Genomic DNA, 13,715 nt, shown 5'->3' with positions numbered 1-13,715 from the left:
GTTTAATCCTTGAGCTTACCTTATTTTTGTAGGTCAGTTTGTTGTAGAAATGTTTGTACGAACAACATTTTACTGTAAAATTAGTGTCATATATGTGTAATTTTTTATGGCTTGCCGAGCCTCAGGGTATCAGTTCTTATGTCCCGATTGTCGTGCAGTTACTGACTGCAGGAGGTGTGGTGACCCTATTAATGTTATTGACCCATCTTTTAGGGCCTAAACGCAAAACGAAAGATAAGCTGGTCAACTTTGAAAGTGGGATCGAGCAAATAGGAAATGCACGTAAACCTATGGGGGTTAAATACTTCATTGTCGCTATACTCTTTGTATTGTTTGATGTGGAAGTTATTTTCTTTTATCCCTACGCGGTTAATTTCAGAGAATTAGGTACGGATGGCTTTTTAGCTGTGTTAATGTTTGTCGCCCTGTTTGTATGTGGCTTTGTCTACGTGATCAAAAAGGGTGCCCTTAAGTGGGAAGACTAAAGGAGTGTTGCATAAGTCAGTGATCAGGATCTTTAGGGAGTCGATCACACAAAATTTAAAATAGGATGAGACCTGTAAAATATAACGAGAATAGTAAAGTAAGCTTAGCGGAGATTCCGGACGGATACTGGGGAGAAGGTTTTATGACGACAATGTTCGATAAAGCCATTGGTGCGGCAAGGGCAAATTCCATGTGGCCCCTCCCTTTCGCGACGTCTTGTTGTGGTATTGAGTTTATGGCAACGATGGGTGCCAACTACGATCTGGCCCGTTTCGGTTCGGAGCGTATGGCTTTTACCCCACGCCAATGCGATATGCTGTTGGTTGCAGGTACCATTTCAAAGAAGCTGGCTCCTATCTTACGTCAGGTATATTTACAAATGGCAGAACCCCGCTGGGTAATCGCTATTGGTGCCTGTGCAAGTAGCGGTGGTATTTTTGATTCTTATTCTGTTTTACAAGGCATTGATCAGGTGATTCCGGTGGATGTATATGTGCCCGGATGCCCGCCAAGACCGGAAGGCATTCTGGATGGTGTCATGAAGCTGCAGGAGATCGTTAAAAACGAGAGCCTGAGGAGAAGACACAGTGATCAGTACAAAGCCTTATTAAACGGATACGGAATCGAATAAGCGTCTTTTATTTCCTTTATATCGAAAGAACATGACAAAAGAAATTATACAAGAGCGGGTAGGAGCGGCCTTTGGCAACGAAGCGTTGCTGTGGAACGAGAGTTTTGGAATGCTGGAATGTACCATCCCTGCAGATCAAAACCTGGCTATTGCCACGTTTTTGTTTCAGGAACTGGGATTTCAGTTTTTAACGGATCTTACGGGTGTTCACTATCCGGACAATACCGGAAAAGAACTGGGGATTATCACGCACCTGCATAATTTAAAAGATAATTTCAGGCTGCGTATGAAGGCATTCGTGCCTGTGGCCACACCCGATATTCATTCTCTGACCGGCCTGTTTTCCGGAGCAGATTGGATGGAGCGGGAAACCTTTGATTTTTACGGAATCAATTTTGTAGGCCATCCGAACCTGAAGCGTATTCTGAATGTAGACGAAATGGATTATTTCCCTATGCGAAAAGAATACCAGATGGAAGATCCTACAAGAATGGATAAGGATGATGAAATGTTTGGCAGATAGAAATTAAGTTAAATGCAGCTTGTGACGGTTGAAAACGGGCATGCTGCCTTTTTACTTTTAATATTGACTTTAAAATCAATTCAACTTTTATGGTTGAAAAACATATACAACTCGCAGAAAACTCTGTAGAAAAGGAAACGACCACCATTAACCTGGGGCCTACGCACCCGGCAACGCATGGTATTTTCCAGAACGTAATGGAGATTGACGGTGAGCGTGTAATCAAAACCGAAATGACAGTGGGATATATCCACCGTGCATTTGAGAAGATTGCAGAACGTCGTCCTTATAACCAGGTGACACCACTGACCGACCGCCTGAACTATTGTTCTGCGCCCATCAATAATTTCGGATGGCACATGACTATCGAAAAATTGGTAGGACTTGAAGTGCCCAAACGCGTAGATTACCTGCGTGTGGTGATTATGGAGCTGGCACGTATTGCAGACCACCTAGTGTGTAATTCCGTGATCGGGGTGGATACCGGTGCCCTGACGCCGTTTACCTATGTGTTCCAGTGGCGCGAAAAAATTTACGAAATTTACGAATGCATTTGTGGTTCCCGCCTCACGACCAATATTGGCCGTATCGGGGGCTTTGAGCGCAATTTTACAGATGATGCCTGGAAAAAAATCCATGATTTTATGGACGGCTTTCCGGCAATATTGAAAGAGTTTGAAGCATTGCTGACGCGCAACAGAATCTTTATGGATCGTTGTATCGGCGCAGGGCCGATTAGCGCCGAACGGGCATTGAACTGGAGCATGACCGGTCCTAACCTTCGGGCAAGCGGGGTCGATTATGATGTGCGGGTACATAGCCCTTACAGCTCATATAATGAATTTGATTTTAAGATTCCCGTTGGCAGCGCTGGTGATGTATACGATCGCTACCTGGTGAGAAACGGGGAAATGTGGGAAAGCTACCGCATCATTCAGCAGGCTTTAGAAAAGCTGAAAGGGATGGACAGTAGTATTTTCCATGCGGATGCGCCGGAGTTCTATTTACCGGAAAAAGCAGCCGTATATACCAAAATGGAAGCACTGATTTATCACTTCAAAATTGTGATGGGAGAAGTGGACCTGCCGGTAGGAGAGGTTTATCATGCAGTAGAAGGTGGTAACGGAGAGGTAGGATACTATCTGGTGAGCGATGGTGGGCGTACGCCTTATCGTTTGCATTTCAGAAGACCAAGCTTTATTTATTACCAGGCGTTTAATGAGATGGTTGCGGGCGGTTTGTTTAGTGATGCGGTAGTGACTTTAAGTTCTATCAACGTGATCGCGGGAGAGCTGGACGCATAAAAGTGTAAGTGATGGGTATAAGCATACTGCTTGTGGTGATTGTTATTGTGGGGATCGTATGGATGTTGCATGCACGCACTTTGTTAAATAAACAGATTGGCATTATCGTCTTAAGCCATGATCCGGCAGTACGGATGAAGAGAGGCACTTTGAAATTGGTCGGGAATGAGATAAGGGTGCGCTTTTTTTGGACATCGAAAACATACCGGCAGGGAGATATTGCAGCAATCGCCGGTTATTCGACAGATGACTTTGCCAGGGAATACCCGGAGGAATATGTCGTTTTGACCTGGAGTGATTCCAGGAAAATATTACTGAATAACCAGGTGATACAGTATAGAGAATGGATAGATCAACTGATCGGGCATGCAGGTGTTGCACCCATAGATTGGGATCATGGATTTACGACCGGAACAGAAGAAGCACCGGTTGTATTTTATAAAAAATAATTGACTATAAAATTAGAGAAATGATACAGTTTTCTCAGGAAAAACTAGATAAGGCAAACGAGATCATGACACGCTATCCGGAAGGAAAGCAGAAAGGGGCTTTAATTCCTTTGCTGCATTTGGCACAGGAAACGTTTGGGGGATGGCTGGATGTGCCAGTAATGGATTATGTGGCTTCTTTGTTGCAGATCAATCCTATTGAAGTGTACGAAGTCGCTACCTTTTACACCATGTTCAACATGAAACCGGTGGGGAAGTATGTATTAGAGGTTTGTCATACAGGCCCCTGCATGCTGCGCGGCAGCGACCAGATTATTGATCATATAAAAAATAAACTGGAGATTAAAGAAGGAGAGACTACTGCCGATGGTTTATTTACGCTGAAGCCTGCAGAATGCCTTGGCGCCTGTGGCTATGCACCCATGTTACAGTTAGGTAAATTCTACAAAGAAAACTTAACGATAGAAAAAGTAGATCAATTAATTGAAGAGCTTAAAGCAGCTGCTAAAAACTAAAACAATTCATGAAACGATTTTTTATGCTATTATCTCTGGCTGCCTTGACCATAACCTCGTGTAAAGACGAGGCAGCGGACAGTCCTGAGCATAATAAGGCTGAAAAGAACGTCATGACCACTTCAAAGCCGGTCTTGGATAATTCTTTGGTAGGAACCTATACAGGGCAAACACCTTGTGCCACCTGCGAAGCCATACAGACCAGTATCATCTTAAGAGAAGACAATACCTATGCCATCAGTACGAAGGCGGTAAATGATACCGGGCTGCTTTTACCTTTAGTGGACAGCGGACACTTTGTAATTCAGCATAATGTGTTGGAATTGACCGACCAGGGTGGTGAGTCCGTGTTTTACAAAATGGGAAAAGATACCTTGTTACAGTTAGCCGATGATGGTAGTGTACTCAATACAGCCAACACGTCTAACTATATTTTTATAAAACAACATTAAATAAAAACGAAAATATCATCCGTTATGGAAGCAATTGTACCTTATTTGAATTTTGCCGGAAATGCTAAAGAAGCCTTTGACTTCTATGCTAAAGCCTTAGATGGCCAAATCTTATTTGCCCAAACTTACGGAGAGAGTCCTCAGGAAGTAACCGAAGAGAACCGCAATAAGATCATGCACGCTACTTTTAAAGCAGGTGATCTGACCCTGATGGCTTCTGATATTGTAGATGATAAATTTCCGGTGGTAGCGGGTACCAATGTGAGTTTGTCCTTGAACTTTACTAAGGTAGAAGATATCGATCGCGTATTTGCTGCGATGAGTGAAGGATCTCAGGTAACCATGCCTTTGGCCGATACTTTTTGGGGCGCTAAATTTGGTATGTTGACTGATGCATTCGGTATTAACTGGATGTTCAATCATGATTATGAGCAAAAGGAGCATTAGTCTTTATTGTTGGCTGTTAACGGTCCTCTTTTTTGGAACAGGTATAACTGACGTTACCGCACAAAACGGAGTACGGATTGCATTTTATAAAGTATTACCCAAAGGAGCGGCTTCTGTTATCGATACCCAAAGCGGAACCCGGCTTTATTATAATCCGGAAGAGGCAATTATAACGAATAAGCACATTGCTTCGGCAACAGCTGGCAGGGATGAAAACTTTAACTTGCATACAGTAACACTAAAGCTGACACCGGAAGGTACTAAGGTCTTTGCAAAGGCAACGGCAGAAAGTGTAGGGAAAAGGATACTGGTCATGGCTAATAAGCGGTTGCTGATCGCACCAGTAGTACAGGGCAAGATAGAAGGTGGTGAGGTGCAGATTACAGGTGGGCTTTCTGAAGCGGAGACGAAGACTTTAGCGGCCATGGTGTCCGCGACGATTAAGACCAATGGGGAAGAGGCCCATTTTCCAATGTCTTATTTTGCTTCGCTGGATAATGCGATGCTTGATAAAGATGTGGATCGGTTAAAAGTATTGGTACATCCGGATGCGCGTATTGAGCATTCCAACGGATGGGTACAGGATAAAAATGCATTGATTGCCGATCTGGAAAGTGGTAAGGTAAGTTATAGCGAGATTCGCTGGGAAACCATAGAAGAGGAGGCCTTGGAGCAGAATTTTGTACGTATAAGGCGTACTATAAAGGTAAAAGGCCAGTTCGAAAAGTATCCTTTTGATATGAAACTATCGGTACTGGAAATGTGGCAAAGCCAGACTGACGGTACGCTGCAGCTGTGGAGCCGGAAGGCAGTAAAAATAAGTGAATAATAAATAGAAAAGCCGATACAGGGTCGATCCCTCCGGCATTTTGAATTTTGAATATATTAAGATGAAATTACTGTTAGAAAAAGCACATATAGAAGGGATTCATCACTATGAAGTCTATCGTAAAAACGGTGGCTACAGCAGTGTAGAAAAAGCCTTAAAAATGGCGCCCGAAGACATTGTAGAAGAGGTGAAGAAGAGTGGATTGCGTGGTCGTGGCGGAGCCGGATTCCCTACAGGGATGAAGTGGAGCTTTCTGGCCAAGCCGGAAGGCGTACCGCGTCACTTGGTGTGTAATGCCGATGAGTCGGAGCCGGGTACTTTTAAAGACCGGTACCTTATGGAATTTTTACCTCATCTGTTTATCGAAGGGATGATCATTTCCAGCTTTGCTTTAGGCTCTAATACCTCCTATATCTACATTCGCGGGGAGTATGCCTGGATTCCGGATATTTTGGAAAAGGCCATTGCCGAGGCCAAAGAGAACGGATGGCTTGGGAAAAACATAAAAGGAACCGGTTTTGACTGTGAGATTTATGTGCAACGCGGTGGCGGTGCCTATATCTGCGGTGAAGAGACGGCCCTGATCGAATCGCTGGAAGGGAAACGCGGAAATCCACGGATTAAACCACCATTCCCCGCAGTACAAGGTTTGTGGATGCGCCCTACAGTAGTGAACAATGTAGAAACTATTGCAGCCATTGGCCCCATCATCACTATGGGTGGCGAAGAATATGCAAAACTGGGTGTAGGCAGAAGTACCGGTACCAAACTGATCTCTGCTTGTGGTAACATCAATAAACCCGGTGTTTACGAAATCGATTTCAACCTTTCTGTAGAAGAATTTATTTATAGCGACGAATATTGTGGGGGTATCCCCAATGGTAAAAAGATGAAAGCCTGTATTCCGGGCGGTTCTTCTGTACCCATTGTGCCTACCAATTTATTATTGCACGAATCCAATGGTAATAAACGCCTGATGAATTACGAAAGTCTCTCAGAAGGGGGCTTCCAGACCGGAACCATGTTGGGTTCAGGCGGATTTATAGTACTGGATGAAGACCAGTGTGTGGTGCGTCATACCATGAGCTTGGCGCGATTCTATAATCATGAAAGCTGCGGACAATGCTCTCCTTGTAGAGAAGGTACGGGATGGATGTATAAAATCCTGAAAAATATTGAGTACGGAAAAGGAAAGATGGAAGACATCGATCTGCTTTGGGATATTCAAAGAAGAATAGAAGGCAATACGATTTGTCCTTTGGGCGATGCAGCGGCCTGGCCGGTAGCAGCAGCCATCAGGCATTTCAGAGATGAATTTGAGTGGCACGTATTGCATCCGGAAGAAGCACAGACCCGTAATTTCGGTCTGGCGCATTATGCAGATGCCTTAAGCCCGGTCGTATAAAGAATAATATATTTACCAAAAGAGCAGATAGACACAGATCAGGAAACATGAAAGCGAGACAGATTTTAGTTCTTTTTTTATTACTTACCGGAACAAATACACTATTTGCGCAGGAACAGGCTGTTCAAAGCCCTCCCGTACGCAAAACAAGTGCGAATAAGAAAGGCTCGGTATTTGCCTACTGGGGCTGGAACCGTGAAGTGTACACGAATAGTACTTTGAAAATTAAAGGTGGGGATTATGATTTAACCCTGCATAAATTGAAAGCGACAGACCGGCCCAGTGCCTTAAGGCTGAATAATTATTTGCGTGCCGACAGGATCACCATTCCGCAAACAAACCTGCGCGTAGGTTATTATTTGCGAGACGATCTGGCGATAACTGCCGGTTTTGATCACATGAAGTATGTGATGGTTCAGAACCAGACGGCAAAAGTAGATGGGATCATTCAGCATGAGGGAAAGTATCAGGGAACTTATAACGGGAATACCGTTATTTATGACGATTTCTTGACCTTTGAGCATACAGATGGTTTAAACTATCTGAATATTGAAGTGGAAAAGCTCGGTGATCTATACCAAACACGGGATCAGAAATTGCATATCGGTTACCTGTATGGTTTAGGGCTGGGAGTGATGATACCACGGACCAACACGTCACTTTTAGATTATGAGCGTAATGACCGATTTCATGTATCGGGTTTTGGCACAACCCTGAAAGCAGGTGTGCAGATTACGGTATTGAGAAAGTTGTCCTTCAGGTTTGAAGCGAAAGCAGGATACGTTGATATGCCCGATATTATATTACATAAAAAAGGGATTCAGGGAAGAGGAAAACAGGACTTTATATATGCACAGGTAAATGGAATGATCGGTGCGGTGTATAGTTTACATTAATTGATTACGCGCTGTTGCGCACCGAATCTTAAAGAACCGGTTGCAAAACAAAGCTGATCATAAAATATAAAACGATCCCTTAGGGGATGAAGCAATATAACAATGTCGGAACAACAATTATTTAAAGTAACGATAGATAATATCACCATAGAAGTGGCTCCCGGAACCTCCATTCTGGAAGCGGCCCGTAAAGTTGGTGGTGCCGTAGCGCCGCCTACGATGTGCTATTACAGCAAACTGGAAGGCAGCGGTGGTAAGTGCCGTACCTGCCTGGTAGAGGTAAGCAAGGGTTCTGAAAAAGATCCACGCCCGATGCCTAAGCTGGTGGCGAGTTGTCGTACCACGGTTATGGATGGTATGGAAGTGAAAAACATTACTTCAGAAAAGGTACCCGATGCCCGCGCAGGCGTTACTGAATTCCTGCTGTTGAATCATCCGCTGGATTGCCCGGTATGTGATCAGGCGGGGGAGTGTCATTTACAGGATCTGGGTTATGAGCATGGAAGAGAAGGTACCCGTACCGAATTTCCACGCCGTACCTTTGCTCCCGAAGATATTGGTCCGTACATTCAGTTGCACATGAATCGTTGTATTCTGTGTTATCGTTGTGTATACACCGCAGAACAACTGACGGAGAAAAGAGAACATGGCGTATTGGATCGCGGCGATCACTCCCGCATTAGTACCTGTATTCAAAATGCATTGGACAACGAGTTTATCGGAAATGTGATAGATGTATGTCCGGTGGGCGCCCTGACCGATAAAACCTTCCGTTTTAAAAACAGGGTATGGTTTACTAAGCCATTGGAGGCACACCGTAACTGTAGCAATCCTAAATGTTGTGGCGAAGTGCGTTTATGGATGCGCGGGGCGGAAGTATTCCGTGTGACCGCAAGAAAAGATGAATGGGGAGAGGTGGCTACTGCAAGCAATGGTACTACCGGATGGATTTGTAACGAATGCCGTTTTGAGAAAAAAGAGACCAAAGACTGGGTAATCGAAGGCCCGAGCAATATCAACCGTCATTCCGTAATCGCACAGGGGCACTATGCCGGTACGGTAGGGTCTGCCGGTAAATCAGAAAAACTGATTGATAAAGTAATCGGAAAAGAACCTTTATACACCCTGGATATTCATCAGGTAAGTGAGGTGAATCAACCTAATGTGCATTTAGACCGTATTGCCGGACCAGCACATTCAGACGACTTTAAACAGTAAACAAACGCGGCACGATTAGGCTGTCAAACGAAATAATTTAAACAAAAAAATGAGTATAGATACTTTTTTGATCCTAGAAAAATTAGTATTGGTTGTCATTATCATTGCAGCCTCTATGGGAATAGCCGCTTATTCTACCTGGGCAGAACGTAAAGTAGCCGCAGTGATGCAAGATCGTATCGGTCCCTTAAGAGCAGGGCCTTTTGGCTTGCTGCAGCCCCTGGCAGATGGTGGTAAATTGTTCTTTAAAGAAGAGATCATACCCGATAATTCTACTAAATGGCTGTTCATGCTCGCACCGGCCATGTTCATCTTTACGGCTTTAATGACCAGTGCCATTATTCCCTGGGGCCCCGACTTTGTATTCAATACCGCAGACGGTGCCAGAACCATTTCCTTACAGGTAGCCGATATTAATATTGGTATTCTGTATGTATTTGGGGTGGTGAGTATTGGTGTATATGGTATTATGCTGGGCGGATGGGCTTCCAACAATAAATTCTCCTTATTGAGTGCGATACGTGCCGCCTCTCAGGCCATCAGTTATGAACTGGCTTTAGGTTTGAGCCTTATTGCTTTATTGATGCTGACCGGTACCTTAAGTCTAAGAACGATTGTAGAACAGCAACACGGCTTCTGGAACGAAGGCTATTTTACCTGGAATGTATTCAAACAACCTTTAGGATTTATTATCTTCCTGGTTTGTTCCTTTGCGGAACTGAACCGTGCCCCTTTTGATATGCCGGAGAGTGAGAGTGAGCTCAACATGGGGTATCATCAGGAATATTCCTCTATGAAACTCGGGATGTTCTTGTTTGCAGAATACATTAATATGTTTATATCCTCTGCGGTATTGGCCACCCTATTCTTTGGCGGATATAATTTCCCGGGAATGGATGCCGTGCAGGCAGCAGTACCTTCGGGTATCTTTGCCCTGATCTGTGTAGGGGTGTTAATGATCAAAGTAATCGGATTTATCTTGTTCTTTATGTTTGTCCGTTGGACTTTACCACGTTTCCGTTTTGACCAGCTGTTGAATTTAGGCTGGACCAAACTGATTCCTTTGGCATTGTTCAATATGATGGTAACAGGAGCGGTTATCTTATTTGTATTAAATAAAAAGTAAAGGCATTTTGCCCAAAAGAAATAGCAATGGAATCATTAACGAATAGAGCACTGGCGGTAGATCGCAGCCCCATGACCTTTGCAGAGAAGATTTATATTCCTGCATTGCTGAAAGGCTTGAGCATTACCCTTGGGCATGTGTTTAAGAAGAAAGCCACGATTAATTATCCGGAAGAAACCCGTCCGTTCAGCCCGGTATTCCGTGGGTTACATGTATTGAACAGAGATGAAGAAGGCAGAGAGAAATGTACTGCTTGCGGGCTGTGCGCCCTGGCTTGCCCGGCAGAAGCCATTACGATGGAAGCGGCAGAGCGGCTACCGGGTGAAGAGCATTTGTATCGCGAAGAAAAATATGCGGCGAAATACGAGATCAATATGTTGCGCTGTATCTTCTGCGGATTTTGTGAAGAAGCCTGTCCTAAAGATGCGATCTATATGTCCGAGACCGTAATGCCTTCTAATTATACCAGAGATTATTTTGTGTACAAAAAACAAGATATGCTGCTGACCGATGAACAGGTAAAACAAAAACGCTTAAAACTACAGAAAGGATAATCGACTAATATGAATATACACGATATTATATTTTGGATTTTGAGTTTATGGGCGATTGTCTGTGCCATCTTTGTGGTGGTAAGCCGCAACCCCGTAAACAGTGTATTGTTCCTGATTGCAACCTTTTTTGCGATTAGCGGGCACTATATACTCATGAATGCCCAGTTTTTGGCCATTGTCAACATTATTGTTTACGCAGGAGCCATCATGGTACTGTTCCTATTCGTGATCATGCTGATGAACCTGAATACCGATACGGAGCCGCAGAAAAGCCGTTTGGTGCATTTTGCCGCCTTGATCAGTGCCGGTTCTTTATTGCTGGTAATCTTATCGGCCTTCCGCTATGCAAACCTTACCCAGGTACCGATTACCGATGCCGGTGATATAGGCCTGATTAAAGTATTGGGTAAAACCCTGTTTGAACATTATGTACTGCCTTTTGAGTTAAGTTCTGTATTGTTCTTAGCAGCTATGGTGGGTGCGATGGTGATCGGTAGAAAAGAAGTTGTAGAAGAAAAAACTAAATAAGAACATTTTAAATTTTATAGTGTGCCTATACAATCATATTTATTTTTGAGTTTTAGCCTTTTTGCCATTGGCGTAATGGGGGTGTTGATGCGTAGAAATGCCATCGTTATTTTTATGTGTATCGAATTAATGTTGAATGCCGTGAACCTTTTGCTGGTTGCTTTCTCCAAATTGCATGGAGATGCAGGAGCGCAGGTTTTTGTATTCTTTATTATGGTGGTCGCCGCAGCCGAGGTCGCTGTAGGGCTCGCCATCATCGTGATGATGTTCCGGAAAGTAAATTCGGTAGACATTAATATTTTGAACCGTCTGAAAAACTAAACGCATACAAACGCCGCATTTTATAGCAAGGCTTAAGCAATATAATTTATGACACAACTTGTTTATTTAATACCATTATTCCCATTGATCGGTTTTCTGTTAAATGGATTATTTTGGAAATCAATGCCAAAGAAACTTGCCGGTATCATCGGTAGCGTAGCAATTCTGGCTTCTTTCTGTGTAGCATTAGGTATCTTTTTTGAAGTGAAAAGCGGTGGTGTACCGGATAAAGGTATTGTACACATTTTTAATTTTATCAGCGTAGGGAAATTCAGTGTTCCTTTCGCCTTCCTGGTCGATCAGTTATCGGCTATGTTCCTGCTGATCATTACAGGGATTGGTTTCTTGATCCATCTCTATTCTACAGCTTATATGCACGATGATGCCGGGTATACCAAATACTTCGCTTATCTGAACCTGTTTGTGTTCTTCATGTTACTATTGGTTCTAGGAGCCAATTATGTGGTGATGTTTATCGGATGGGAAGGTGTTGGTTTAGCCTCTTATTTACTCATCGGGTTCTGGTATAAGAACAAAGAATACACGAACGCATCTAAAAAAGCCTTTATCATGAACCGTATAGGAGACTTAGGTTTCTTAGTAGGTTTGATGCTGACGATCTATAATTTTGGTACGGCATCTTATCATGAATTCTTTGGTCAATTAAGCGGTGGTATTGGTACGATGACCGACACCGGTTATATGATCGGAACGGGAATGACCAATGCGATTGCGATCTGTTTCTTTATCGGAGCAATGGGTAAAAGTGCACAGATTCCTTTATATACCTGGTTGCCCGATGCAATGGCCGGTCCTACGCCCGTATCTGCATTGATCCATGCGGCTACGATGGTTACCGCCGGTATCTATATGATTGCCCGTAGCAATGCTTTGTTTAATCTGGCACCGATGGCACAAAATATGATTGCCATTATCGGTTTAGCTACCGTATTATTAGCGGCCTCTATTGCCATCAAGCAAAATGATATTAAAAAAGTACTGGCTTACTCTACAGTGAGTCAATTGGGTTATATGTTCCTGGCTTTAGGAGTAGGTGCATATGTCGGAAGTTTATTCCACGTCATGACCCATGCATTCTTCAAAGCCTTGTTGTTCTTAGGCAGTGGTTCCGTGATCCATGCCATGAGTGGCGAACAGGATATGCGTAAAATGGGTGGTTTGGGCAAACATATGCCGATCACTAAATTTACCTTCCTGATCGGATGCCTGGCTATTGCGGGTTTACCCGGTTTTTCGGGATTCTTCTCCAAAGATGAGATCCTGGCAGCAGCATATGCCAAGAATCCTATGTATTACTACTTTGCTTTATTAGGGGCTTTGATGACTGCCTATTATATGTTCAGAGCCTATTTCTATACCTTCTCCGGTAGTTTTAGAGGTACAGAAGCACAAAAGCATCACCTGCATGAGAGCCCTGCGGCGATGACCATTCCACTTATTATTCTGGCGGTATTATCCGTGATCGGCGGCTATGTAGGTTTGCCTGAAGTAATCGGGGAACACCTGAATGTGGGTCACCTCCTAAATGAATATTTATCGCCTGTGGTTCAAAATTTCGATGTGCATCATTTATCGCACAGTACGGAATGGACCTTAATGGCCGTGGCCACGGCCCTGATCGTTATCATGATCATCATTGCGAAAGCAGTAACGAAAAAAGAACAATTCAAAGAAGCGACCGGTTTGGCAAAAGTGCTGGAAAATAAATGGTATATCGATGAAGTGTATGATTTCCTCATTGTAAAGCCGATGGCATGGATCGCTAAAATATTAAATAATGTTATAGAACTTAAAGGTATTGATGCCGGCGTAAATGGTGTAGGCCAGTTAGTGCAATGGGGAAGTACCCGTTTGAAAAATTTACAAAGCGGACAAGTAGGATCTTATTTATTTGCTATGGTCATCGGGATCATTATCATATTTGCGATAGGTATTTTCGGATTATTCTATGCTTAAGTAGACGACTATAAACCATTATTGTTGATTAGTTCAGGCGATCAGTTATTTTAA

The 13,715-nt window shown here is 43.5% G+C and carries 17 protein-coding genes; all 17 read left to right on the top strand.

Annotated features, from left to right (window positions below):
• Nucleotides 1-92 precede the first annotated feature (92 nt).
• Nucleotides 93-485: an NADH-quinone oxidoreductase subunit A gene (locus DBR32_RS07020; RefSeq protein ID WP_124635577.1), complete on the top strand. Its 393-nt coding sequence runs from the start codon at nt 93-95 to the stop codon at nt 483-485.
• Between the two features lie 65 nt (nt 486-550).
• Nucleotides 551-1,117, top strand: coding sequence for an NADH-quinone oxidoreductase subunit B (locus tag DBR32_RS07015; protein WP_124635576.1), 567 nt, complete (start codon nt 551-553; stop codon nt 1,115-1,117).
• 31 nt (nt 1,118-1,148) lie between these two features.
• A complete protein-coding gene (locus DBR32_RS07010; RefSeq protein ID WP_124635575.1) occupies nt 1,149-1,640 on the top strand; it encodes an NADH-quinone oxidoreductase subunit C in 492 nt (163 codons plus the stop codon).
• A gap of 89 nt (nt 1,641-1,729) precedes the next feature.
• Nucleotides 1,730-2,944, top strand: coding sequence for an NADH-quinone oxidoreductase subunit D (locus tag DBR32_RS07005; protein WP_124635574.1), 1,215 nt, complete (start codon nt 1,730-1,732; stop codon nt 2,942-2,944).
• Between the two features lie 11 nt (nt 2,945-2,955).
• On the top strand, nt 2,956-3,393 hold the full coding sequence (locus DBR32_RS07000) for a hypothetical protein (RefSeq protein WP_124635573.1): 438 nt from the start codon (nt 2,956-2,958) through the stop codon (nt 3,391-3,393).
• Between the two features lie 20 nt (nt 3,394-3,413).
• Entirely contained in the window at nt 3,414-3,908 is a 495-nt protein-coding gene (nuoE, locus tag DBR32_RS06995) for an NAD(P)H-dependent oxidoreductase subunit E (RefSeq protein ID WP_124635572.1), read from the top strand.
• Between the two features lie 8 nt (nt 3,909-3,916).
• Nucleotides 3,917-4,360 carry a copper resistance protein NlpE gene (locus DBR32_RS06990; protein WP_124635571.1) on the top strand — a complete coding sequence of 148 codons (444 nt, stop codon included), beginning with the start codon at nt 3,917-3,919 and terminating at the stop codon, nt 4,358-4,360.
• Between the two features lie 24 nt (nt 4,361-4,384).
• Complete coding sequence (locus DBR32_RS06985) at nt 4,385-4,807, top strand: VOC family protein (protein ID WP_124635570.1); 423 nt, start codon at nt 4,385-4,387, stop codon at nt 4,805-4,807.
• Complete coding sequence (locus DBR32_RS06980; RefSeq protein ID WP_158605931.1) at nt 4,788-5,636, top strand: nuclear transport factor 2 family protein; 849 nt, start codon at nt 4,788-4,790, stop codon at nt 5,634-5,636. Before DBR32_RS06985 ends, DBR32_RS06980 begins: the two co-directional genes overlap by 20 nt.
• A 61-nt stretch (nt 5,637-5,697) precedes the next feature.
• Nucleotides 5,698-7,041 carry an NADH-quinone oxidoreductase subunit NuoF gene (gene nuoF / locus DBR32_RS06975; protein ID WP_199724391.1) on the top strand — a complete coding sequence of 448 codons (1,344 nt, stop codon included), beginning with the start codon at nt 5,698-5,700 and terminating at the stop codon, nt 7,039-7,041.
• A 47-nt stretch (nt 7,042-7,088) separates the two neighbouring features.
• A complete protein-coding gene (locus DBR32_RS06970) occupies nt 7,089-7,937 on the top strand; it encodes a hypothetical protein (protein WP_124635568.1) in 849 nt (282 codons plus the stop codon).
• A 102-nt stretch (nt 7,938-8,039) separates the two neighbouring features.
• The gene (locus tag DBR32_RS06965) at nt 8,040-9,155 is read left to right on the top strand and encodes a 2Fe-2S iron-sulfur cluster-binding protein (RefSeq protein WP_124635567.1); all 1,116 of its coding nucleotides are present in this window, start codon (nt 8,040-8,042) and stop codon (nt 9,153-9,155) included.
• Nucleotides 9,156-9,204: 49 nt separating this feature from the next.
• Nucleotides 9,205-10,281, top strand: coding sequence for an NADH-quinone oxidoreductase subunit NuoH (gene nuoH, locus DBR32_RS06960; protein ID WP_199724390.1), 1,077 nt, complete (start codon nt 9,205-9,207; stop codon nt 10,279-10,281).
• Nucleotides 10,282-10,307: 26 nt separating this feature from the next.
• A complete protein-coding gene (gene nuoI, locus DBR32_RS06955) occupies nt 10,308-10,835 on the top strand; it encodes an NADH-quinone oxidoreductase subunit NuoI (protein WP_124635566.1) in 528 nt (175 codons plus the stop codon).
• 9 nt (nt 10,836-10,844) lie between these two features.
• Nucleotides 10,845-11,363, top strand: coding sequence for an NADH-quinone oxidoreductase subunit J (locus tag DBR32_RS06950; RefSeq protein WP_124635565.1), 519 nt, complete (start codon nt 10,845-10,847; stop codon nt 11,361-11,363).
• Nucleotides 11,364-11,384: 21 nt separating this feature from the next.
• Entirely contained in the window at nt 11,385-11,684 is a 300-nt protein-coding gene (nuoK, locus tag DBR32_RS06945) for an NADH-quinone oxidoreductase subunit NuoK (protein ID WP_124635564.1), read from the top strand.
• 48 nt (nt 11,685-11,732) lie between these two features.
• Nucleotides 11,733-13,661 (top strand): NADH-quinone oxidoreductase subunit L, encoded by a 1,929-nt coding sequence (gene nuoL / locus DBR32_RS06940; protein ID WP_124635563.1) that lies wholly within the window; start codon nt 11,733-11,735, stop codon nt 13,659-13,661.
• Nucleotides 13,662-13,715 lie beyond the last annotated feature (54 nt).

The sequence above is a fragment of the Taibaiella sp. KBW10 genome (genome assembly GCF_003852495.1).
In the GTDB taxonomy this organism is placed as follows: Bacteria; Bacteroidota; Bacteroidia; order Chitinophagales; family Chitinophagaceae; genus Edaphocola.
Note: the sequence above shows the minus strand (reverse complement) of the source record. Positions and strands in the feature narration are given on the sequence as shown.

What these genes read in the sequence shown, in the direction of transcription:
- DBR32_RS07020 (WP_124635577.1), top strand. Translation starts at nt 93, where the DNA reads ATGTGTAATTTTTTATGGCTTGCCGAGCCTCAGGGTATCAGTTCTTAT.
- DBR32_RS07015 (WP_124635576.1), top strand. Translation starts at nt 551, where the DNA reads ATGAGACCTGTAAAATATAACGAGAATAGTAAAGTAAGCTTAGCGGAG.
- DBR32_RS07010 (WP_124635575.1), top strand. Translation starts at nt 1,149, where the DNA reads ATGACAAAAGAAATTATACAAGAGCGGGTAGGAGCGGCCTTTGGCAAC.
- DBR32_RS07005 (WP_124635574.1), top strand. Translation starts at nt 1,730, where the DNA reads ATGGTTGAAAAACATATACAACTCGCAGAAAACTCTGTAGAAAAGGAA.
- DBR32_RS07000 (WP_124635573.1), top strand. Translation starts at nt 2,956, where the DNA reads ATGGGTATAAGCATACTGCTTGTGGTGATTGTTATTGTGGGGATCGTA.
- nuoE (WP_124635572.1), top strand. Translation starts at nt 3,414, where the DNA reads ATGATACAGTTTTCTCAGGAAAAACTAGATAAGGCAAACGAGATCATG.
- DBR32_RS06990 (WP_124635571.1), top strand. Translation starts at nt 3,917, where the DNA reads ATGAAACGATTTTTTATGCTATTATCTCTGGCTGCCTTGACCATAACC.
- DBR32_RS06985 (WP_124635570.1), top strand. Translation starts at nt 4,385, where the DNA reads ATGGAAGCAATTGTACCTTATTTGAATTTTGCCGGAAATGCTAAAGAA.
- DBR32_RS06980 (WP_158605931.1), top strand. Translation starts at nt 4,788, where the DNA reads ATGAGCAAAAGGAGCATTAGTCTTTATTGTTGGCTGTTAACGGTCCTC.
- nuoF (WP_199724391.1), top strand. Translation starts at nt 5,698, where the DNA reads ATGAAATTACTGTTAGAAAAAGCACATATAGAAGGGATTCATCACTAT.
- DBR32_RS06970 (WP_124635568.1), top strand. Translation starts at nt 7,089, where the DNA reads ATGAAAGCGAGACAGATTTTAGTTCTTTTTTTATTACTTACCGGAACA.
- DBR32_RS06965 (WP_124635567.1), top strand. Translation starts at nt 8,040, where the DNA reads ATGTCGGAACAACAATTATTTAAAGTAACGATAGATAATATCACCATA.
- nuoH (WP_199724390.1), top strand. Translation starts at nt 9,205, where the DNA reads ATGAGTATAGATACTTTTTTGATCCTAGAAAAATTAGTATTGGTTGTC.
- nuoI (WP_124635566.1), top strand. Translation starts at nt 10,308, where the DNA reads ATGGAATCATTAACGAATAGAGCACTGGCGGTAGATCGCAGCCCCATG.
- DBR32_RS06950 (WP_124635565.1), top strand. Translation starts at nt 10,845, where the DNA reads ATGAATATACACGATATTATATTTTGGATTTTGAGTTTATGGGCGATT.
- nuoL (WP_124635563.1), top strand. Translation starts at nt 11,733, where the DNA reads ATGACACAACTTGTTTATTTAATACCATTATTCCCATTGATCGGTTTT.